This is a genomic window from Streptococcus pneumoniae, assembly GCF_001457635.1.
Classification (GTDB): Bacteria; Bacillota; Bacilli; order Lactobacillales; family Streptococcaceae; genus Streptococcus; species Streptococcus pneumoniae.
The window spans coordinates 91605-114587 of the sequence record NZ_LN831051.1; the positions used below are offsets into that span (position 1 = coordinate 91605).

The 22983-nt window shown below is 42.0% G+C and carries 21 protein-coding genes, 2 pseudogenes and 1 riboswitch; of the genes and pseudogenes, 5 read left to right on the forward strand and 18 right to left on the reverse strand.

All coding sequences use genetic code 11. The annotated features are described in order from the left end of the window. The first annotated feature begins 1 nt into the window (after position 1). Both AT689_RS00455 and serS read left to right on the forward strand, forming a co-directional pair. A complete protein-coding gene (locus tag AT689_RS00455; protein WP_000079354.1) occupies positions 2–373 on the forward strand; it encodes a DUF956 family protein in 372 nt (123 codons plus the stop codon). A gap of 213 nt (positions 374–586) precedes the next feature. Next, positions 587–1861 (forward strand): serine--tRNA ligase, encoded by a 1275-nt coding sequence (gene serS, locus AT689_RS00460; protein WP_000884249.1) that lies wholly within the window; start codon positions 587–589, stop codon positions 1859–1861. A gap of 24 nt (positions 1862–1885) precedes the next feature. Here the strand turns inward: serS and AT689_RS00465 are convergent, their stop codons facing one another. The 6 genes from AT689_RS00465 to zapA form a co-directional block, all read right to left on the reverse strand. Continuing rightward, positions 1886–2785, reverse strand: coding sequence for a TDT family transporter (locus AT689_RS00465; protein ID WP_000735957.1), 900 nt, complete (start codon positions 2783–2785; stop codon positions 1886–1888). Positions 2786–2894: 109 nt separating this feature from the next. Beyond that, the gene (locus tag AT689_RS00470; protein ID WP_000206761.1) at positions 2895–3443 is read right to left on the reverse strand and encodes a carboxymuconolactone decarboxylase family protein; all 549 of its coding nucleotides are present in this window, start codon (positions 3441–3443) and stop codon (positions 2895–2897) included. A gap of 217 nt (positions 3444–3660) precedes the next feature. Beyond that, positions 3661–4983, reverse strand: coding sequence for an alanine/glycine:cation symporter family protein (locus AT689_RS00475; protein ID WP_000891498.1), 1323 nt, complete (start codon positions 4981–4983; stop codon positions 3661–3663). Between the two features lie 90 nt (positions 4984–5073). Continuing rightward, positions 5074–5162: riboswitch (glycine riboswitch) on the reverse strand. A 163-nt stretch (positions 5163–5325) separates the two neighbouring features. Further along, positions 5326–7662 (reverse strand): endonuclease MutS2, encoded by a 2337-nt coding sequence (locus AT689_RS00480; protein WP_001035012.1) that lies wholly within the window; start codon positions 7660–7662, stop codon positions 5326–5328. Positions 7663–7765: 103 nt separating this feature from the next. After that, a complete protein-coding gene (locus AT689_RS00485; protein WP_000622953.1) occupies positions 7766–8314 on the reverse strand; it encodes a CvpA family protein in 549 nt (182 codons plus the stop codon). Further along, positions 8311–8613 carry a cell division protein ZapA gene (zapA, locus tag AT689_RS00490; protein ID WP_000002019.1) on the reverse strand — a complete coding sequence of 101 codons (303 nt, stop codon included), beginning with the start codon at positions 8611–8613 and terminating at the stop codon, positions 8311–8313. The genes AT689_RS00485 and zapA overlap by 4 nt, the downstream gene beginning before the upstream one ends. 86 nt (positions 8614–8699) lie before the next feature. Here zapA and rnhC point away from each other — a divergent pair, with 86 nt between their 5' ends. The 3 genes from rnhC to recD2 all read left to right on the forward strand — a co-directional run bounded on the left by rnhC (position 8700) and on the right by recD2 (position 12693). Then, a complete protein-coding gene (gene rnhC / locus AT689_RS00495) occupies positions 8700–9581 on the forward strand; it encodes a ribonuclease HIII (RefSeq protein ID WP_000146855.1) in 882 nt (293 codons plus the stop codon). A gap of 3 nt (positions 9582–9584) precedes the next feature. Then, a complete protein-coding gene (lepB, locus tag AT689_RS00500; RefSeq protein WP_001083986.1) occupies positions 9585–10199 on the forward strand; it encodes a signal peptidase I in 615 nt (204 codons plus the stop codon). Between the two features lie 127 nt (positions 10200–10326). After that, the gene (recD2, locus tag AT689_RS00505; RefSeq protein WP_000454478.1) at positions 10327–12693 is read left to right on the forward strand and encodes an SF1B family DNA helicase RecD2; all 2367 of its coding nucleotides are present in this window, start codon (positions 10327–10329) and stop codon (positions 12691–12693) included. Positions 12694–12740: 47 nt separating this feature from the next. Here recD2 and tig read toward each other — a convergent pair whose 3' ends face one another. The 12 genes and pseudogenes from tig to mvk form a co-directional block, all read right to left on the reverse strand. Continuing rightward, entirely contained in the window at positions 12741–14024 is a 1284-nt protein-coding gene (gene tig / locus AT689_RS00510; RefSeq protein WP_000116461.1) for a trigger factor, read from the reverse strand. A gap of 160 nt (positions 14025–14184) precedes the next feature. Continuing rightward, positions 14185–14523, reverse strand: coding sequence for a tyrosine-type recombinase/integrase (locus AT689_RS00515; RefSeq protein ID WP_001812733.1), 339 nt, complete (start codon positions 14521–14523; stop codon positions 14185–14187). Between the two features lie 355 nt (positions 14524–14878). Continuing rightward, positions 14879–15468, reverse strand: a pseudogene (gene cbpG / locus AT689_RS00520) (choline-binding protein CbpG); the annotation flags it as partial. An 80-nt stretch (positions 15469–15548) separates the two neighbouring features. After that, the gene (locus tag AT689_RS00525; protein ID WP_000754501.1) at positions 15549–15788 is read right to left on the reverse strand and encodes a hypothetical protein; all 240 of its coding nucleotides are present in this window, start codon (positions 15786–15788) and stop codon (positions 15549–15551) included. Between the two features lie 149 nt (positions 15789–15937). Then, positions 15938–16644 (reverse strand): annotated as a pseudogene (locus AT689_RS13175) (DNA alkylation repair protein). Positions 16645–16706: 62 nt separating this feature from the next. Then, entirely contained in the window at positions 16707–17339 is a 633-nt protein-coding gene (locus AT689_RS00545) for a response regulator transcription factor (protein WP_000698443.1), read from the reverse strand. Positions 17340–17352: 13 nt separating this feature from the next. Further along, a complete protein-coding gene (locus tag AT689_RS00550) occupies positions 17353–18348 on the reverse strand; it encodes a sensor histidine kinase (protein ID WP_000743677.1) in 996 nt (331 codons plus the stop codon). Continuing rightward, entirely contained in the window at positions 18345–19043 is a 699-nt protein-coding gene (liaF, locus tag AT689_RS00555) for a cell wall-active antibiotics response protein LiaF (protein ID WP_001224638.1), read from the reverse strand. The genes AT689_RS00550 and liaF overlap by 4 nt, the downstream gene beginning before the upstream one ends. A gap of 77 nt (positions 19044–19120) precedes the next feature. Then, positions 19121–20131, reverse strand: coding sequence for a type 2 isopentenyl-diphosphate Delta-isomerase (gene fni, locus AT689_RS00560; protein ID WP_000210619.1), 1011 nt, complete (start codon positions 20129–20131; stop codon positions 19121–19123). Further along, a complete protein-coding gene (locus AT689_RS00565; RefSeq protein ID WP_000562381.1) occupies positions 20115–21122 on the reverse strand; it encodes a phosphomevalonate kinase in 1008 nt (335 codons plus the stop codon). Before AT689_RS00565 ends, fni begins: the two co-directional genes overlap by 17 nt. Next, positions 21109–22062 carry a diphosphomevalonate decarboxylase gene (gene mvaD / locus AT689_RS00570; protein WP_000373458.1) on the reverse strand — a complete coding sequence of 318 codons (954 nt, stop codon included), beginning with the start codon at positions 22060–22062 and terminating at the stop codon, positions 21109–21111. Before mvaD ends, AT689_RS00565 begins: the two co-directional genes overlap by 14 nt. After that, on the reverse strand, positions 22044–22922 hold the full coding sequence (gene mvk / locus AT689_RS00575) for a mevalonate kinase (protein WP_000163315.1): 879 nt from the start codon (positions 22920–22922) through the stop codon (positions 22044–22046). The genes mvaD and mvk overlap by 19 nt, the downstream gene beginning before the upstream one ends. Between the last annotated feature and the right edge of the window lie 61 nt (positions 22923–22983).

Genomic DNA, 22983 nt, shown 5'->3' on the forward strand with positions numbered 1-22983 from the left:
CATGGCCCAATCACTTAACAAAACAGTACTCCTCAGTACGACAGGCACTTCCTACCTCTCTATCGCTGGGAAAGTTGGGAAATTCCTTGTCGGAGATCAGGCTTTGGAATTTTACCCAGATGTCAATGTCGAACAATTTATCCAGATTCCTTGGAGCCATATCAATCAGATTGGAGCCAATGTCACTGGATGCAAAATCAGCCGCCACTTCGAAGTCTTTACAGACAAAGGAAAATTCCTCTTTGCTTCAAAAGACTCAGGTGCCATTCTCAAAATTGCACGCGACAAATTGGGCAATGACAAGGTCGTCAAACTTCCGACCCTGATTCAGACAATTAGCCAAAAATTTAAAAATCTATTTGCAAAAAAATAGAAACTTTAGTATAATCATAGCAACGGATAAGTAGGTTATCTTCTTCTTTCAGAAAGTCTGCGGGTGCTGCGAGCAGATAGGAGGGATAGGTGAAATTCTACCGTTAGTAACAATTACATACACAATCAAGTGCACACCTGTGAAGTTGGATGGAACCGTGGCCCTGCCACTCCAACGTTTTGTCAGGTGTGCTTTTTTCATAAAGGAGTTCTTATGTTAGATATCAAACGTATTCGTACAGATTTTGAAGCTGTCGCAGAAAAATTAGCTACACGTGGTGTAGATGCTGCTGTCTTGAATGAAATGAAAGAAATCGATGCTAAACGTCGTAACATCTTGGTCAAGGTTGAAACTCTCAAAGCAGAACGTAACACAGTTTCTGCTGAGATTGCCCAAGCTAAGCGCAACAAGGAAAATACAGATGACAAGATTGCTGCCATGCAAAATCTATCTGCTGAGGTTAAAGCCTTGGATGCTGAATTGGCAGAAATCGATGCTAAATTGACAGAATTTACAACGACTCTTCCAAATATCCCAGCTGACAGCGTTCCTGTTGGGGCTGACGAAGACGACAATGTGGAAGTTCGCCGTTGGGGTACTCCACGCGAGTTTGACTTCGAACCTAAAGCTCACTGGGATCTCGGTGAAGACCTTGGTATCCTTGACTGGGAACGCGGTGGTAAGGTAACAGGCGCTCGCTTCCTCTTCTATAAAGGCCTCGGTGCTCGTTTGGAACGTGCTATCTACAACTTTATGTTGGATGAACATGGAAAAGAAGGCTATACTGAAGTCATCACACCTTACATAGTCAACCATGATTCTATGTTTGGTACTGGTCAGTATCCAAAATTTAAGGAAGATACTTTTGAACTCAGCGATACCAACTTTGTCTTGATTCCAACTGCTGAAGTTCCTCTGGCAAACTACTACCGTGATGAAATCTTAGACGGCAAAGATCTTCCAATCTACTTCACTGCTATGAGTCCGTCATTCCGTTCTGAGGCTGGTTCTGCCGGTCGTGATACGCGTGGCTTGATCCGTTTGCACCAATTCCACAAGGTTGAAATGGTCAAATTTGCCAAACCAGAAGAATCTTACGAAGAATTGGAAAAAATGACAGCCAACGCTGAAAACATTCTTCAAAAACTCAACCTTCCATACCGTGTCGTTGCTCTCTCTACTGGAGATATGGGCTTCTCAGCTGCGAAGACTTACGACTTGGAAGTGTGGATTCCAGCACAAAACAATTACCGTGAAATCTCAAGCTGTTCAAACACAGAAGATTTCCAAGCCCGTCGTGCCCAAATCCGTTACCGTGATGAAGCAGATGGCAAGGTGAAACTCCTTCATACCTTGAACGGTTCTGGACTTGCAGTTGGACGTACAGTGGCTGCAATTCTTGAAAATTACCAAAATGAAGATGGTTCTGTGACCATCCCAGAAGCACTTCGTCCATACATGGGTGGAGCTGAAGTCATCAAACCATAAAAAATAAGGTTTAGCTATTTCTAGCTAGACCTTTTTTCGTAACCAAATCAGATAAGCACCTAGTACAAAGAATAAAATAGTTAGGCATATAATGGTTTCAGCCAATACCAGGTAATCCAGAAATGGAAGTTTCAAAATTCCCTGAGCCATCTTGAGCGAGGTCGCTGTGATAATGGTTGGGAAGGTGAGGGCTGAGAAGGCTGGTTGAAAACCTTGTTTTAAAATGTTGGGCAGACGAGTTAAAACAAAGAAAAAGAAGGATTGAGAAGCCAAAATCATGACAATCAAGACCCAATTCGGCAGGCTGGTTCCTCCTACTCGAACTAGAGAAGCCAAGAGTAGAGAGAAAGGAGCACAGTAGATTCCTTCTTGTCCAAGCAAGGCTAGTGGGAGTGGATGTTTCTTTAAATCGCTATAAATAAGGGGATAGAGATAGAAGGTCAAGAGAAAACCAAAACTCAAGGTCGCATAGGCAATTTCGATAATACCTACCAGAGGATAGGTCAAGGCAGCCACTGCTATCCCCACATAGAGAACCGTCCAACTTGGAGTGGCATGAACCCTCCGCCCTGGACAAGCAAACTTGATGGTAAAACCAGCAATCAAGGTCAAATCCAAGAGAAATGAAAACCACCAAATCCCTTGTGCTACCAAAGGAAGATAAGAGAATACGCGAAAGACATAGGTCGATAAAATCATCCCAGCCATAGGAAAGGTTGCCATTCCTGACAAAAGAGGGGGCTTGGTCAATTCTTGCTTGGTTTCTTTCCAATTAAAGAGATGCAGAATTAGAAAGTAAATCCATAAAACCAAACCAGTCAGACTAAAAAGATGGGATAGAACCGGCAACGTATCTAAAATAAGATTTCCAGCTCCTGCCAAACCTAGCAAACAACCTGAAAATACTAAGGGGAGTTTTTTCATCCTAACCTCCAATAATCATGTTAGTTTCAGTATAACATAAAAGCGCTTAAATGATGATTTAAAAAAACGAAGTCCGATTATTTCAGACTTCATTTTACTCAGATATGAATTAGGCATAAGGTTGCAATTCTGGATTAATTGGTGTATTAGCTAAGTTGTTGGCATAGTTACAGAGGATTGCTAGGCTGACACCAAAAACCACATCCAAGGCATTTTGTTGAGTGTAGCCAGCTTCTAAAAACTCAGACAAGGCTTCATCTCCTACACGACCCTTGGTATTGATAACTGCCAAGGTAAACTTAGCTAGGGTATCCAATTTAGGATCTGTTTCAATTGGAGTACGATTGCGAAGAGCTTGAATCAAGTCATCATTCATCTGGATTTGTTTGATGGAAAAGGCTGTGTGACCTGCGACACAGAAGGCACAACCATTGGTCACGGCTGCCGTGATTTGCACCACTTCACGCTCAACGGGTGTCAGGCTGTTGCGACGGTGGATAGATGAGACAATTTGGTAGGCTTCTAAAACAGTCGGGGCATTGGCCAAGAGACCGATTAGGTTGGGAATATAGCCATTGTTGTCTTTTTCTACTGTTTCAAGAATTTCTTTCACTTCTGCTGGTGCTGACTCTACTGTATGGATAGTAAATGTTGTCATAAGATACCTCTTTTCTTATTATTGACACTAATATTATTGGAAAATCTTATAAAATCCTGATTCCTAAGTTTATCTAAGATAAAGCTTTATTCTCTCATAAGATTTTCGTTGTTATATTAGTTTATCACACTTCCAATCACTTGCATAATATATATTATATATCAGGCTGATAAAAATTATTTATAGGCAAAAAAATCACACGAGCTGTGTGATTCCATTATTTGTCAAAATACTTTTTAGTTTCAGCAATAACGACTTGCGACAAGACCAAGAGGGCAATCAAGTTTGGCAGAGCCATCAAGGCGTTAACGATATCTGCGATAATCCAGACCATATCCAACTCGATAAATCCTCCTAACAAGACCATGAGCACAAAAACCACACGGTAGAGCCAGATAAAGCGAACCCCAAAGAGGAACTCAAAACAGCGTTCTCCGTAATAGTTCCAACCTAGAATCGTTGTAAAGGCAAAAAGTACAAGGAAGATGGTCAAGAGGGCAGGCCCAAAGTGTGAAAAGACTGTTGAGAAAGCTGACTGAGTCAAGGCAACCCCATTCAAGTCACCACTCCAAACTCCAGTTACCAAGATGGTCAAACCAGTTAGAGTACAAATGATGAGGGTATCAATAAAGGTTCCTGTCATGGAAATCAAACCTTGCTCTACTGGTTCATTTGTCTTGGCAGCTGCAGCTGCAATAGGAGCAGAACCCAGACCAGATTCGTTTGAAAACACACCACGCGCCACACCATTTTGAATAGCCATCCGAACGCTAGCACCAGCAAATCCACCTACCGCAGCAAGGGGACTAAAAGCTGAGGTAAAGACTAAAGCGATTGTGCCAGGGATTTTTCCGATATTAAAGAAAATAACTGTAAGAGTTCCTAAGATATAAATGATGGCCATAAAAGGAACAACAGTAGTTGAAACCTTAGAAATAGACTTGAGCCCACCAAAGACTGCAATCGCTACAAAGACAGACAAGACGAGAGCTGTGATGGCTGGCGAAATCGTCGTTGTATTTTGGATAGATTCTGTAATCGAGTTGACTTGGGTGAAGGTTCCGATTCCCAAGAGAGCAACCAATACTCCTGCTACTGCAAACAAAACAGCAAGTGGTCGCCACTTTTCTCCCATCCCTAGAAGGATATAATGCATGGGACCTCCCGCTACTGCACCATGGTCGTCCTTGGTGCGGTATTTGATGGCCAAGAGTCCTTCCGCATACTTGGTAGCCATTCCAAAGAAAACCGCCATCCACATCCAAAATAGAGCTCCTGGTCCACCAACCTTGATAGCCGTCGCAACTCCTATGATATTTCCTGTTCCAACAGTTGATGCCAAGGCTGTACACAGAGCTGTAAAACTGGATACATCACCATGTCCCTTATCCTGGATAAAAATAAGCTGAAAGGCCTTGGGCAGACGCAAAACCTGCAAGAGTCCTAGCCGCATGGTTAGGTAAATCCCTGTTCCGACCAATAAAATCAAGAGGGGCGGTCCCCAAGCAAAAGCATCGATTGATTTAAGCAATTCTAACATTTCCTTCTCCTATCGTTTCAACCCCAAAAGAAAGAGCACATGCAAGATACATGTACTCTGGAATGCTTAGATAAATGCTAAAAAGCGGTCTATCCTAGCTCTGTCCTTTTACCTGAGAGTTTGAGCAGTTGCCTGCCTTGCCCCTTCGGTGCCTTTACGGTCTCTCCAGAGTTCCGTCCATTTACAGTCATGGAAAATCAAACGATTCCCCACTTCTATTAAACTTCATTCGGTGTTGGTATTTAATTGATTCTAATTTTACAAAAAATGTTGGCTTTTGTCAATGTGTTTATTAGTAAAAATTAGTTCAACAGTTTTTACTTTATAAAGTCCAGAATACTGCTATCCTTTAAAAGTGACAATAGTCGCACCACTGCCTCCAGCATTTTGTGGGGCATAGCCGAAACTCTTGACATGTTTGTTTCTTTGCAAGTATTTGGTAACTCCTTCACGGATGACTCCTGTTCCGATACCATGGATGATATCAACTTGAGCCATATTGTTAAGCAAGGCTTGGTCGATGAAGGTATCTAGCTCATTCATGGCTTCTTCATAGCGCTTGCCTCGAAGATCCAGTCTAGCTTGAGGTCCTCGCCCAGAAGTTCGTTTCACAACATTGACCTGTTTCTTCTTGACTCGTTTTTCTTGCTGGGCTTGAACAAGATCAAACTCTTTCTCTTCCAAGGTCATCTTAATCAAGCCAACTTGGGCTTCCCAGCGGCCGTCCTTGAGTTGACTGGTCAAGGTACCACGCTGACCATAACTGAGAACCACGATATCATCTCCCACCTTTGGAGCTCGTTTTTTCTTGGCCTTTTGAAGGACCTTGTTTTTAGACAAGTCCACTTTTTCAGGAGCCAATTTTTTCAACTTGGCTTTGGCTTCAATGATTTCGTGGGGCTTGAGTTGGGATTTACTGTGGAGATTTTTGAGAATCTGGTCACTTTCACTTAGGGCCATATCCACAATCTCAGCAGCCTGTTCACGCGCCTTGTTAAGCTCGGTTTCCTTTTCACGATTAAGCTCGTTGTAGAGTTTTTTTAGCACACGGTTCATCTTGAGATTTTCTTGCTCCACCTCACGGATATTGTCCAAGCGTTTGCGGCTTTCCAGCGTCTGCTCTTCTAATTGCTCAATGATACGATTGACGTCATTGTCCTGATCGATCTGCTGACTGGCATCTCCTACGATAACTTCAGATAGGCCTAGACGTTTGGCAATTTCAAAGGCATTACTTCGGCCAGGAACACCCTGCATAAAGCGATAGGTCGGGCGAAGAGTTGCAGTATCAAACTCCATACTGGCATTTTGCACAAAGGCTGTCTCAATACCGTAGGCCTTGAGTTCTGGATAGTGGGTCGTCGCCATGGTCTTGATTTGACGCAGGCGAAGGTCCTCCAGAATAGCCATGGCAAGGGCTGCTCCCTCTTGGGGATCAGTACCAGCCCCCAACTCATCCAAAAGTAAGAGTGAATGTTGGTTGACCTTGCCAAGAATATCCACGATATTGGTCATATGGCTAGAGAAGGTAGACAAGCTCTGCTCAATAGACTGCTCATCTCCAATATCAGCAAAGATTTCTTCAAAAATACCAACACGACTTCCCTTGTCTGCTAAAATCGGCAATCCTGACTGGGCCATGACCTGTGTCAAGCCCAGAGTTTTGAGCATGATGGTCTTCCCACCTGTATTGGGACCTGTAATGACAATAGCTGTTAAATCTTGACCAAAATAGACATCATTTGCGACGGCATTTTTGACCAAAGGATGGCAGACATGGAGCAGTTGAATCTCTTGATTTTCTGACAGCTGAGGCACGACTGCTTGTCCTTCTTGGATAAATCGAACCTTGGCACGAATCAAGTCCAGATGACCGATAATCCAAGCGTCATTAGCAATCTCAGCCGCATGAGGGCGGACACGCTCAGAAATTTCTTGGAGAATGCGAAGCATTTCATAGCGCTCATCTGCTCGCAGACTAGCAATTTCTTCGCTCAGTTTGACTACCTCACGTGGTTCGATATAGACGGTGTTTCCACTAGCAGAAATATCATGAACGACACCTGCAATCTTATTGCGGTAGGTGTTTTTGACTGGTAAAACCTGACGGCCATTTCTGCTAGCAACAATTCCTTCCGTCAACATCTGCGCTTTTTGCTTGAGCAAGTCTTGTAAAACATCGCGTACCTGACTCTCGCTATCATGTATTTTTCGACGGATTCGCGCCAATTCTTCACTGGCAAAATTTTCAATGAAACCCGCATCATTAAAGGCCTGAAGATTTCCTTGTAATTGCGGAAAATCATGTAATTTCTCAAACCAAAGGGCTAATTCTTCCAAGCTGACATTTTCCAGATTGGCGTAAAAACTTTGAAGTTCTCGGCTGGCAAGAAGCACGCGTTTCAAGAGTAGGAACTCCTCGATATTGAGATCCGCTCCCATCTCCAACCTCTTGCAGACTCCTGCAATTTCCTTAGTTGAGAGAATAGTAAAATGCGGTTGCTCGACGAAAAGAGCCTGCATTTCTTTCATCTCAGCAAAAGCCTGTTTGATTTTATCTGCTTTGGCAGTCGGAGCCAGCTGTCTCAATTGCTCCAAGCCCTGCTCGGTCAACAAATGAGGCTCAAACAAGGCCTTGACCTTATCGAACTCTAATGTTTCTAATATTTTCTTATTCATCTTTATTTCCTTGTCTTTGAATGTCTAGGTGTGGTAGCTTTTTACATTCTGATAGATTCGAGTCAAATCTGTAAACAAAGGGCTAGGAAAACTCCTGCCCTTTTTATCCGATTAAATTTGTCACCCAGATTTGTTTGAGCCAACTGGTTGTTATCGGTATGCTCTGGATGATGTGTTTTGCGACGATACTCTTTTCAAGAGGATTTTGTATAACTGCCATGGGGATGGTCGCCAAGATTGTCAAGGCCATTTGCAAGACAAATAAGGTCACCAACATAGACAAGATACCTGCTGAAACTTGGAACAACTTACCACCCAGTTTTTTGCTAGGAATCAAGTGTAAGAGAAGACCAAGCAAACGACCAATGCTATAGACAATCCCAAATACAAGCAAGTAGCCGATACCTGCATAAAAGACCTTATCCAGCTGAAAGAGTTGATCCGATGGGAAAAAGAAAGTCCCCTGACCTTCCTGCGAATTTGCATAAGGGAGCAATAAATGGAATTGCTCTCCAAGCCCCTTATAAAACTGGCCAGCCATAAAAGCCGATGCCATGGCTGAAATCAGGTAATAAACCTGTAAGAGCAGGCCTCTCCGATAGCCGATATAAAATCCCCAAACCAAGACCAATAGAAGAAGGAATGAAATCATAAGGAATCCTCAATCTTGCTCTGTTCTTGCTTACAAGTCACAAGCTTGTGACGGAGTTCTTCTAGCTCTTGCTCCTTATCGTCAAATTCAATCTCACGGCTGAGCTGAGTTGATAAACAGTTGACTGCCAACAAAAGAGCGATTGTTTCATCATCTGCGCTAGGCATTTGTTCTTTAATTGCTTGGTATTTTTCTGTCGCAACCTTAGCGATTTCCTCCATAAAAAGGTTATCATGTTCGCTTGTCAAGGTTAACGATTTTTTCCCGAATGTAAATTTGAATCGATTTAGATTTGCCATAAAATTCACCTCACGATATTATACCAAAATTCGCTAATTTTGTCAGTTTTTACAAATTTTACTGCTTTTGTGGTACAATAGAAACTATGGCAAGTATCACACTCACACCAAGCGAAAAGGATATTCAGGCTTTTCTTGAACACTATCAAACCAGTCTGGCTCCTAGCAAGAATCCCTATATCCGCTACTTTTTGAAACTACCTCAAGCAACGGTTTCTATCTATACTTCTGGAAAAATCTTGCTTCAGGGTGAAGGGGCTGAAAAATACGCCAGTTTCTTTGGCTATCAAGCTGTAGAGCAAACCAGCGGACAAAATCTTCCTTTAATTGGGACAGATGAGGTGGGAAATGGTTCCTACTTTGGTGGGCTTGCAGTTGTGGCTGCCTTTGTCACACCTGACCAGCACGACTTTTTACGAAAACTCGGTGTGGGGGATTCTAAGACTCTGACCGACCAAAAGATCCGTCAGATTGCTCCTATTCTCAAGGAAAAAATCCAGCACCAGGCACTCCTTCTCTCACCCAGCAAGTACAACGAGGTCATCGGAGACCGCTACAATGCTGTTTCGGTTAAGGTTGCCCTCCATAATCAGGCTATCTATCTCCTCCTTCAAAAAGGTGTTCAGCCTGAGAAAATTGTGATTGATGCCTTTACCAGTGCTAAAAATTATGACAAGTACTTGGCACAAGAGGCCAATCGTTTCAGTAATCCTATCAGCTTAGAAGAAAAGGCTGAGGGCAAATACTTGTCTGTCGCAGTTTCTTCTGTCATTGCGCGTGATCTCTTTCTGGAAAATCTTGAAAATCTGGGACGAGAACTGGGTTATCAGCTTCCAAGTGGAGCTGGAACGGCTTCTGACAAGGTGGCTAGCCAGATTTTGCAAGCCTATGGTATGCAGGGACTCAACTTCTGCGCCAAATTGCACTTTAAAAACACTGAAAAAGCGAAAAAACGCTTAGAAAGGTAAGTTATGAATTCATTTAAAAATTTCTTAAAAGAGTGGGGACTGTTCCTCCTAATTCTGTCATTACTAGCTTTAAGTCGTATCTTTTTTTGGAGCAATGTTCGCGTAGAAGGACATTCCATGGATCCGACCCTAGCGGATGGCGAAATTCTCTTCGTTGTAAAACACCTTCCTATTGACCGTTTTGATATCGTGGTGGCCCATGAGGAAGATGGCAATAAGGACATCGTCAAGCGCGTGATTGGAATGCCTGGCGACACCATTCGTTACGAAAATGATAAACTCTACATCAATGACAAAGAAACGGACGAGCCTTATCTAGCAGACTATATCAAACGCTTCAAGGATGACAAACTCCAAAGCACTTACTCAGGCAAGGGCTTTGAAGGAAATAAAGGAACTTTCTTTAGAAGTATCGCTCAAAAAGCCCAAGCCTTCACAGTTGATGTCAACTACAACACCAACTTTAGCTTTACTGTTCCAGAAGGAGAATACCTTCTCCTCGGAGATGACCGCTTGGTTTCGAGCGACAGCCGCCACGTAGGTACCTTCAAAGCAAAAGATATCACAGGGGAAGCTAAATTCCGCTTCTGGCCAATCACCCGTATCGGAACATTTTAAGAAACCTAAGAGGCCGAGAATCACCAATCTCAGCCTCTTCTTCTATCGTGAGAAAATGATTGGTAACTATCTAAACTTACCAGAACAGAAACACCTCAACTCTCACCTATTCATGCAAAGGAATTTTATGGAAGTTTATTTTTCAGGAACTATTGAACGGATTATTTTTGAAAATCCCAGCAATTTTTATCGCATCCTCCTCCTAGAAATCGACGATACGGACGCAGAGGATTTTGATGATTTTGAAATCATTGTCACAGGAACCATGGCTGATGTAATTGAGGGCGAAGACTATACTTTTTGGGGGCAAATTGTCCAGCACTCCAAGTATGGAGAACAACTGCAAATCAGTCGTTATGATCGCGCAAAACCAACTAGTAAGGGCTTGGTCAAGTACTTTTCAAGTAGCCATTTCAAGGGGATTGGTCTCAAGACAGCTCAGAAAATCGTGGATACCTATGGCGAAAATACCATTGACGAAATTTTGCAACACCCAGAAAAGTTAGAAGGCATCGCAGGACTCTCTGCCAAAAATCGCGAGGCTTTCGTCTCCACTCTCCGTCTCAACTACGGAACGGAGATGATTTTGGCCAAACTAGCCAACTACGGCATTCCCAACAAACTAGCCTTTCAGATTCAAGACTTTTACAAGGAAGAAACCCTTGATGTGGTTGAAAATTATCCCTACCAGCTGGTTGAGGATATCAAGGGTTTGGGCTTTACCATTGCTGACCAACTAGCTGAGGAACTAGGCATCGAAAGTCAGGCTCCTGAACGCTTCCGCGCCGGTCTAGTTCACAGTCTTTTTCAGGCCTGTATGGAAACAGGGGACACCTATGTTGAAGCACGGGATTTGCTGGAACAAACCCTTACTCTCCTTGAGTCTTCCCGTCCCGTGGAACTAGACCCCAGCCAAGTTGCCCAAGAGCTCTCCTACCTGATCGAAGAAGACAAGGTTCAGCAGATTGATACCAAGATCTTTGACAACAGCCTCTTTTTCGCTGAGGAAGGCATCCGCAGTCACTTGATTCGTATCCTTGAAAAAGGAAAACAGAAGAGCCAAGATTTAGAAACTATTCAAAAGCATATCACTACTGTCGAGCAAGAACTGGGGATTGAGTATGATAACATTCAAAAACAAGCTATTTGTGACGCTATCCAGAACAAGGTCTTTATCCTGACAGGTGGGCCTGGTACTGGTAAGACAACTGTTATCAATGGAATCATCGCTGTTTATGCCCTTTTTGAAGGACTTGACTTCAGGAAGAAAAGCAATCTGCCCATTCTTCTTGCTGCTCCAACTGGACGAGCCGCTCGCCGCATGAATGAATTGACAGGTTTGCCTAGCGCGACCATACACCGCCACTTGGGAATGACAGGTGACGATGATACCAGTCATCTGGAAGATTACCTAGATGCTGACTTTATCATCGTGGATGAATTCTCTATGGTAGATACTTGGCTGGCCAATCAACTCTTCTCCAATATCTCTTCTAACAGTAAGATCCTCATCGTAGGTGACAGTGATCAGCTACCTTCTGTCAGTCCTGGACAGGTTCTAGCGGATCTGCTTCATATTCCTTTGATTCCTCAGACTCGCTTGGAAAAAATTTATCGACAAAGCAAAGAATCAACCATCGTCACCCTAGCTAGTCAGATTCGACAGGGCATCTTGCCAGCTGATTTCACCCAAAAAAAAGCTGACCGTTCCTACTTTGAAATTGCTAGTGGCCATATTCCTGCCACCATTGAAAAAATCTTAGGTGCCGCCCTCAGAAATGGTATTCCTGCCCGTGATATCCAAGTTCTGGCTCCTATGTACCGAGGGACGGCAGGGATTGATGCTATCAATCAGCTCATGCAAGACCTGCTCAATCCCCCACAAAAAGATCAACTCAGTTTTGAAGCTCCTCAGTGCCACTATCGTAAGGGAGACAAGGTCATTCATTTGGTTAACGATGCTGAAATCAATGTCTTTAATGGGGATTTAGGAGCTATCACAGACCTGATTCCTGGTAAATACACCGAATCGAAACAAGACGAGATTGTCATTGATTTTGATGGTAATGAAGTCTCTTACCCCCGTAACGAATGGTACAAGATTCGCTTGGCCTATGCCATGAGTATTCATAAGTCTCAGGGAAGTGAGTTCCCAGTTGTCATCCTACCGATTACTAGTGCTAGCCGACGTATGCTGGAGCGAAATCTCATCTACACAGCCATTACACGTGCCAAAAGCAAACTCATCTTACTAGGCGAATTACAAGCCTTCGACTATGCTACCCAACACATCGGAACTGCCCGAAAAACCTATCTGATTGAACGCTTCAGTGATCTACTGGAGAATGTTGAAGAAAAGCAACAAGCTGTCTCTGAAACAGTCACATCAAGTGCCTCTGAACAATCCTACATCCTAACCGAAGAAAACTGGGACAGCATTCCAGCCATGATTGGGATTACAGACACAGACCTCAAAGAGATTTTTGGAAAATAGTGCATCAGAAAAACCACCAATTCAGGTGGGTTTTCTGTTTATTAAGATTATTTTACTGTTGCTGTGCTTGTAATCAATTCAACAGCTTTTTTGATAGTGATATCATGTTTCAACATGTCAGCTGAAAGCAAGTTTTGAACTTGTGCAACTTCCATGTTGTAGTCTGCTGCCAATTGCTCAACTTCTTTTTGGATTTCTTCTTCTGAAGCATCAAATCCTTCAGCTTTGGCAACTGCTTCGATAACAAGGTTAGTCTTAGTACGTGACTCAGCTTCTGCTTGGTATTGGTTGTGAAGGTCTTCTTGAGTAGTTCCAGTAATTTGGAAGTACATGTCAGGGTTGATCCCTTGACGTTGCAAGTTCCCAAGGAATTCATTTACTGAACGGTGAACTTCTTCGTGGATCATTTCTTCTGGAAGTTCTACGATTTCAGCATTTTCTACAGCTGTATCAATTGCTGCACCTTCAACTGCATCTTTGTAAGCTTCTTCTTTAGCAGCAGCCAATTCTTTGCGGTATTTTTCTTTCAAGTCAGCAAGTGTTTCAACTTCTTCATCAATGTCTTTTGCAAGTTCATCGTCAAGAGCTGGAACTTCTTTAGCTTTTACTTCGTGGATAGTTGTCACGAATTTAGCTTCTTTACCTGCAAGGTCTTCTGCTTGGTAGTCTTCTGGGAATGTTACGATAACATCAACGGTTTCGCCAGCTGAGTGACCTACCAATTGGTCTTCGAAACCAGGGATGAATTGACCTGAACCAAGTCCAAGTGAGAAGTTTTCACCTTTTCCGCCGTCAAATTCAACACCGTCGATAGAACCAACGAAGTCAATCACAACAGTATCGCCGTTTTCAGCAGCAGCTTCCTTGATAACCAATTCAGCCAGGTTGTTGCGTTCGCGTTCGATACGCTCTTCAACATCAGCGTCAGTTACTTCTTTTTCTACATCAACTGATACTTCAAGGTTTTTGTAGTCACCCAATTTTACTTCAGGTTTTGTAACGACTTCAGCAGTGATAACCCAGTCTTGACCTTTTTCCATTGAAATTACGTCAATTTTTGGTTGGGCAACCACTTCAAGACCAGCTTCTTTTACAGCTGCTTCATAAGCGTTTGGCAAAAGAGCGTTCATAACGTCTTGGTAAAGTGATTCTTCACCAAATTTTTTATCGAAGATAGGACGTGGAAGGTGACCTTTACGGAAACCTGGAACATTAAGAGATTTCTTCACTGACTTGAAGACACGGTCCAATTCTGGTTTGATTTGGTCTTGAGAGATAGTGAAAGTCAAGACACCACGGTTTGTTTCTTTGTTTTCAAATGATACAGACATTCTGTCATTTCTCCTTAAAATTTTTTAAATACAGTCTATTATAACATTTTCTATAAATAAAATCTAGACTAATGCAGACAATTATAGACAACAAGCCTTTTTCCTAACTAAAACACTCATAAAGTATAGACAATTTTAGACTACTTTGGATATCTTTTGGTTAGTCATTTTCCAAAACTAATTTATCTAATTTTTCAGTTATATTTGACTTCATCTTCTCAGTAACATGAGTATAAACACTTAAAATCTTTGTTTCATTAGTATAATCTACACGATCCATTATCGCTGTTATAGGTACTTCCAATTCAGCAAGCAAACTTATATGCGAATATCTAAAAACATGAGCAGTCAATACAAAATCATCTTTCTTAATTTCACTTTTCCTAAAACTGTTTTTCAAAAAGTAATTGAAACAAGTTATCATTAAGGGAGAACCATTATTTGTAAATATATAATCACCTTCTTCTAAAAGAAGATATTCTTTTAAAATTTCTAACACTCTATCACTAATACCAATTACTCTATATGAAGCTAAACTTTTCGGACTATCCAAAAATACTTCGTTATTGGACGATTACATTATAGTAAAACGAAATAAGAACAGGACAAATCGATCAGGACAGTCAAATCAATTTCTAACAATGTTTTAGAAGTAGAGGTGTACTATTATAGTTTCAATCTACTATACAAGACGAAATTGAAGAAATCTTTCCATTATAAAACGCATATTATCAAGGTTTTTAAACACCTAATAATATGCGTTTTTTCCTATTTTAAAGACTTTTATCCACCTATTATACAAAGTTAAGTATCCATCACAGTTTACAATTAGCCTTCATTACCTAACCCATTCACCATCCTTCAAGAGAGTAACCTTTAAGAACCGAATAAATAAATGACAAATTTCGTTCATTTAATTTAACTGCACTGTTAATTTGATTAGCTCCATCTCCTAAAGTATGCACTCCTACTACGCGGTGACTAGCATCACAAACTGTAGATCCACTAGACCCCTCTAAAGTATCAACTTGGTAATCCAAGAACATGCCATCATCACTTAAAACTTGTTTTTATCTGTATACATTTGATGAATTTTAAAATTATATGATGGATAGCCTGTGATAGTCACAGTTATTCCTGTCAAATTTTTTTGACTAGTAGGAAGACCCAAAGTCCCTAATTTTGCACCAATGGGCTCTTCTAGAATTAATAAAGCCAAGTCATATTCCCTTGCATCCTTAGAATTTAAATTTCTAAATTCCTTCAAATAACGAACTTCCTTTACTTTGATCTTTCCAAATAGTTCTTGACTTGAACTAACAGCCGGAAGAACATAAATATCATCCGCTTCTTTCCCATAGTCATGTCTGTAGTAGTTGTGAGCCGCTGTAATTAACACATTATCTTTAATAAAATTCGCACTTCCCCTCCCTTCTACATTCATTCCATCGGCTACTCCATAATACTTAGATAAAACCATAGCTGAAGTCGAATACGGATACTGTAAAGTATTATCAATTTTAATCAAATCATCATTACCGATAATACTTCTGATTGCTTTTGGTAGTATGAACCATACGTTGGTGAAATCTCAGATAATGAAGAATCATTAGACTCTGGACCTTTTTCTAGTGTCTCACTTACCTCATATTCTTCACCTGTACTAGAAATAACACTCAAAGCAGATACTGTCGATAACTGGCTAGCCAATAAAGTACTCGCAATAATTGAAATACCCAATTTTTTATAAACAGTTTTCTTCATTATTGTATCCTCCTAATGTAATTATAGCGTACTATTCTAAATTTCTTAATCTACTATAGAATCAAGAAATCTACCACCTTCTTTAAATACCCTCCATTATCACATAAACAGGTAAACTTTTCAATTAATGACTGCGCTTTTCAATCACGCTAGAGGTACTTACTTGCTTCTTTGATACTAAGTTCAGCCATTCTTTCCTTGTTTTTCTCAATAAAGCATGTTACCCAAGTGGGATTCGTTTTGGAGTAGTCTCGCAGAGTCCAGCCAATAGCTTTATTGATAAAAAATTCTGTTTGGTTCAAGTTATGAAGTAGAATCTTTTCCATTAATTGAGTATTGGTCTTCTCTTTTCTTAACAACTGGTGGTCAATAGCGACACGTCTCAGCCAGATATTATCTAATAGGCTCCATTTTATACTCAATGAAAATCAAAGAGCAAACTAGGAAGCTAGCCGCAGATTGCTCAAAACACTGTTTTGAGATTGCAGATAGAGCTGACGTGGTTTGAAGAGATTTTCGAAGAGTATTAAGATTATTTCTTCTAGTTCAGGGTGTTCATACATCAAACTCCCTACTACTCGATCTAGGATATCTACCGTGTCCCACCAGGATTTTGTCACGACTAACTGCTCTAGCTTAGGCAAATCGGTTTCCTTTAGATAAGACTGCATTGCTTTCAAATAGTTAGCAGCCACATATTGGTATTTTCTAGGCTCCTTTTCCCAGCAAGTGTCTGCAAAATCCCAATCGATAATCTTTGTTTTTTTCGCTTCTGGAAAATATTTTTATAGAGTTTATTTCTTTCAGGCACCGCAATACCTAGAAAAGAAAATTGATGGCGCATATAGGCTTCCATGGGCCTTGCTTTTTAGAGTCTTTTGCTGCTTCTAGCTCCTCAAGTAAATCTGCTAAACTCATCTAAAACTCCTCATGCCCCACCAAATGGTGCTGAAAGGCATAGACAGCCGCCTGGGTACGATCGCTGACTTCAAGTTTGGCAAGAATGTTGGACACGTGGGTCTTGACCGTCTTGAGAGAGATAAAGAGGTCATCTGCGATGCGCTGATTTTCGTAGCCCTTGGCGATGAGTTGGAGAACATCTCGCTCACGCGCAGTCAATTCTTCATGAAGTTCCATATGATTGCGGTGGTATTCAACCTTCTTGCTAACCTCTTGCTCAATGGCCAGCTCGCCAGCAGCTACCTTACTGACGGCATGAAGCAATTCATCTGCACTAGAAGTCTTGAGCATATAGCCTTTGGCACCAGCATCTAAGACTGGCATGATTTTTTCATTGTCCAAATAAGAGGTCACAATCAAAATCTTGGCTTCAGGCCATTCTTTAAGGATTGCTAAGGTCGCGTCAATCCCATTCATCTCAGGCATGACAATATCCATGACAATGACATCTGGACGCAGTTCCAAGGCCAAGTCAATCCCTTGAGACCCGTTTGTAGCCTCGCCCACAACTTCTACATCGTCTTGGAGGTCAAAGTAGCTTTTCAAGCCCAATCGGACCATTTCATGGTCATCTACTAGTAAAATTTTCATCTTTACTCCTTTATCATTCCTTATCTAACAGGGGAATACGGATATCAACCGCCAGCCCTTGCTTGGGAGCTGTCAAGAGTTGAACTGTTCCAGCCATATCTTCAACCCGCTCCTTGATATTTCGCAGTCCATAACTCAAGTCGTCTAAGCTCCCTAACTGGAAACCAATCCCATTGTCCACCACCTTCAGTTGCAATTCAACATCTGTCTGATAGAGGTAGACATCTAGGCAAGATGCCTGGGCATGGCGGAGCGTATTGCTAATCAACTCTTGCAGGATACGGAAGATATGCTCCTCGATTTTCTTAGGCAATTTCGTCATATTCTGCTTGAGACTAACCCTAAGATCACTCTTGTCCTCAAGCTCTTTTAAGAGAATTTGAATCCCTTCTATCAAGCTCTTCTGCTCCAGTTCAACTGGTCGCAAATGCAAGAGCAAAACCCGCAAATCCTTCTGGGCAGTTTCTAAAATAGCTGTGACACTCTGCAACTGGGTCTGCATCTTTTCTCTATCCAATTTCAAAGCCTGCTGACTGATACCCGATAAAATCATGTGGGCCGCAAACAACTCCTGACTGACTGTATCGTGCAAATCCCGAGCAATTCGCTTCCGTTCCTTCTCGATGATTTCCTCTTCCTGAGCAAGGCTATGATTTTCAGCTTTTTGAAGAGCCTCTGTCAAAAGGTTAAGTTTACCTGATAAGGACTTGAAACTGGCATCCAAATCTGGATCTACAACCTGAACTACTTCTTGCCCTGCCAATAAACGCTTGAGATTAGCCTGCATTTTTCTTAGAGAAAGCTCTTCGATCCCTCGCCAAAACAGGGCTAAGAGACAGGTCATGGACATGCTGAAAACCAACAATAAAAAGACAAATTTTTCTGTTTTTTCGACATCGTGCAAAAAGATAGACCAGTCAAAATCAAGTATTTCCAGCAAGCTGTGGGAGAAAAAAAAGACAAACAGGAAAGAGGTGAGAGCAATAATGACATAGGCTTGTTTTTTCATCCTCTAACCACCTCCACATCACCAATCATAGTGGTCAAGAAAATCTTGACACTCTTGTTACTCTTGAGATAGTCTTTTGTTTCTTGATGATAGTGTTCATTGCGGAGGGCTCGCTTGGGCTGGTTGAAAAAAGTCAAATCCCCATAGAGACAGTTAACGCTGAGACTGACTTCCACATCTACAGGTACGATGATTTTGGTCGTTCCTACCATCTTTCTGAGGATAATGACATTGTCATGATTGGTTAAGATGACCCTCTCCAGATGAATAGTGTCCTTGCCCATGAAGCGAAAGAGATTGATATCATCGAATTGGCAAGTCTGGTAGCTTGAAAAATGATGAAGATTTCCAAACCAACGATTTTTCTCCTTCTTAACCGTCACGATCTCTTCAAAAACCAAATTGGTCTGCTCTTTTTCCTGGTTCATCATCGGGTAAAGAAGAAAGAGGCTATAGATAACCGCAACAAAAATAGCTAGAATCACAAAAGGATTGAGCATAACGATGAAAAAGAAGAGAATGGTTACCGCTACTAAAAGAAGATTATTTCCCTCTTTACCAGTGTAGTAGCGAATCAAAAGCAAAAAGAGGAATAGTATCAGCAGAAAACGCGAAAAATGCTCTGATACCATCAAAATCAGAGCTCCTGTCAGAAGACAGGCTTCGATAAATAAAAAGATTTTAAATTTTCTCATAGGTTCATCCTCTCCCTTCTATTTTATCACAATTCAAAAAAGTCACCTCAGTCTGAGGATGGAAAAAAAGGCGCTGGTTACGCCTTTTTCATCTGATCATTTGCTTCTTTTAATTTTCCATAAAGAAGATAGTCTACTTTTTGTAGATCTGCTATGGTGGCACAGTTAAGGGAACACATAATCAAGCGTAGATCTGCTTTCCAGCCTTGAACAATGCCAATCACTTCTTCAACTGTGTAGGTTTCAACCAATTCCAGAACGGTTCGTGACAATCCCACAGCCTTAGCACCAAAAACCAAGCACTTAATCATATCCAGCGGATTCCGAACCCCTCCACTAACCAAGAGTTCGACCTTATCTTTCCATTCTTGGGCATTGAGAAGGGCCTGCATGGTAGACTGACCCCATTGATTGAGGTAATCACGCTGGCCACTACGACGGTTTTCGATATAGGCAAAGCTGGTGCCACCACGACCCGATAGGTCCACTGTACGAACACCGAATTCATAGGCTCTTTCGATTGTCTTGGCATCCATTCCAAAGCCCACTTCCTTGAGGACAATAGGAACGGGAATTTGCTTGCTATAATCTGCTAGATGCGATTGCCAGCTTCTAAACTTCCTTTCTCCCTCGGGCATGAGTAATTCCTGCATGACATTGACATGCACTTGCAATAGAACAGGATTCATCTCTTCTACAGTCTGAAGTCCTAACTCGACAGGCTTGTCCAATCCAATATTGGTTCCAAGGAGGAGATTGGGATGACTAGACTTGACAGAAAAAGAATCATCCGTTGGATTTTTGAGGGCTGCGCTATAAGAACCCGTTACAAATAAAATACCACAGGATTCCGCCACCTGAGCCAGCTTTTGATTGATTTCTCTTCCCTTATTACTTCCACCAGTCATGGCATTGATATAAAAAGGAAAGTCCCACTTTCGACCAGCAAACTCTGTCGAAAGATCGATTTCATCCAGATTGTAAAGAGGCAAGGAAGAATGAATCAGCTCCACCTCATCAAAGCTATTATAGGAACTTTTCTGCTCAAGGGCATAGAGGATATGCTCGTCCTTACGATTTGTCGTCATGTCCTATCCTTTCTTGATATAAGAGCTCAATCCCCAGAACGGCCCAACGATTTTTTAAGGTTTCGGTTGATTGCGCATCAAAACTCAGGGCGATGCCACAGTCACCACCACCAGCACCACTACTCTTGGCAACGGTCTGCAAATCTTGACTGGCTTCTTTCAACTGTCTAAGCAAAGGCGTGTAAACATCTGTACTCAAGCCTTCTAAAAGCTTGCTGGCTACTTCTACTTGCTCGATAACTTTTTCGGCTTTCCCCTGCTCCAAGGCTTCGACCAAAGAAACCACCGTTTCTTTTGAGGAAGTTAAAAAATTTTGATTGATATTTTGCTTGATTTGCTGGACCATGTGACTCGATACAGCCACTTCCTTGGTCCATCCCACTAAGAAATCACATTCTAAAGTTGGTTTCACTTGTGAGATAAAAAATCCCCAATCACGCTCCAGAACTGTCGCCAAGTTTTCTTCTTCTAACCAAGCAGCCACCTTCTGGCGATCAAATGACTGGTAGAGAACCAAATCCTCTGCCACAATACAGGCAAGGTCGCCCATGGAACCATTGTCTCCTCGCTTGAGCAAGACAGCGCTAGTCAGCTTGAACAAGAGATTCTGATCAACCGAAAGATTATAGAGAGCCAGTAAAGCCTTGACAACCAAGACAACGACGCTGCCACTAGAACCTAGACCAAACTTTTTCCCTTCTCGTTCCATTTTGCCACAGATTTCTAGAGAAAAAGGTCTTAAATTCTGACCACGAACAGCGAGGAAGTCTCCCATCAAAGCAATCGTTTCTTGAATCAAGCTATAGTCAGGATTGGGCCTTAAGTCCACTGCGAAATCAAACATATCTGAATAGATACGGTAGCTATCAGAAAAAGCAATCTCAGCCCTCATATAGATGGGAATATCCTTTATCAAAGCTAACTGCCCTGGCTCTAAAATAGCATATTCACCTGCCAAATAGAGTTTTCCGCAAGTTTTAACAGCAATCATCTTGACTCAAATCCTTTGTTTTTGACACAATCAAGCGATAACGCTGACCGAAAATTTCTGATAAATGCTCCAAGTCTTTCTCCTGACAGAAGACCTTAACATTGGGACCAGCATCCATGGTAAAGTAGCAGGCCTCTCCTTTCTCACGAAGCTGGCGGACAAAGTCCATAGCCTCATAAGAGGCATCCGTCAGATAAGAAAAGGCTGGACTAGCAGTCTTTGTCGTAGCATGCATAGCCAGGGCATTTTTCTCCGTTAATTCTCCAATCTTGGCAAAATCATTTTCCTTGAGATAAATCAGCATATCCTGATAGTCCTTCTCAGACTGACGAACCCAGTCGTCAAAAGTCGTCGAGGTTTCCACACAAAGTTTCATCCCGTCACGGCTAGAGATTGGTTTTTTCTTGTCCTCTAGCACCAACATAATCATAGCTAGTTTCAAGTCTGTCTCTACAGGGTAAATTTCTCCACTATCCTTATCCCAGGCTCCTAGTGGTCCATAAAAACTCCGAGAAGAAGAGCCTGAGGCAAATTTGGCTTCCTGTGCCAACTGACTTCTATCCAATCCAAGCTTGAAATAAGCATTACAAGCCTTGACCAGGGCGGACAAACCACTAGAACTTGAGGACAGGCCCGCTGCAGTAGGCATATTGTTTTGAGTATCGATACGGACAAAGCCCTCACCAGCTGGACGATAACGGTCAATAATCTTACTCATCTTAGCATGCTCGACCTCATTTTGTAGCTGACCATTGATGTAAAATTCGTCAGCTGTTACATTGGCTGGTAAAGGCGACAAGGTCGTCTCTGTATACATATTTTCCAAAGTTAGAGAAATACTGCTAGTAGCAGGCACCATCTCTTTTTCTTTTTTCTTTCCCCAATATTTGATAATAGCAATATTTGCGTAGGAACGTACTGTTACAGGCTCTCTATCCATGTCTGAACAGCTCCTTTCTCTTCTAATCTTTCTGCTAGTTCTTGTGCGTGTGTCAAATTGGTTACCAAGGCTATGATACAACCTCCTAGCCCACCACCGCTCATCTTGGCACCCAGAGCACCATGGCTAAGAGTCGTTTCAACCAAAAAGTCTGCCTCAGGGCTACTGACTCCAATTTCTTTTAAATGTAAATGCGCTTGACTGAGGATTTGTCCCAGTCCTTCAGCATCTTTTTGTGAAATCGCAACTTCTGCTTGCTGGGTTAATTCTCCCAAGGCATGCAAAAACGGTAGGGCATCCTTGCCCTTATTTTGAACCACTTGGATGGCTTCACGAGTATGACCATAAACACCCGTATCGGCAATCACCAAATAGGCGGATAAATCCATCTCAAGTTCTGTAAATCCTACGTTCTTGATAAAGCGAATAGGTTGGTCACTGAGACAGGTCTTAGCATCCAAACCACTAGGATTCATATGGGCAATCATTTCAGCTCGATTGACCAAGATTTCTAGTACATCATGAGGCAGATCAGCCTGATAGTAGTCAAATACCGCACGAATGGCCGCTATGCTGATAGCCGCTGACGAACCCATCCCCCGTTTCTCAGGGATAGCCGAGTCAATCTCACAACGAATGCAGGCTTCTGTGATATCCAAATACTCCAGTGAGGCATAAACCGCCATGGACAAGGTATCCTCCTCATAAAGGCGCCAAGGACTCTCTGCAGGAACTACCTTACAGGTCACCTCCACCTCCAAAAGAGGCAGGGAAATGGCAGGATAACCGTAAACGACCGCATGTTCCCCTATTAAAATTATCTTACTATGTGCCTGACCGACACCAACTTTTTTTGTCATTTTTTCCTTTTACTAGACGAAAAAACGTCTTATTTTTCATACAAGTATTAATTCTTTCCTA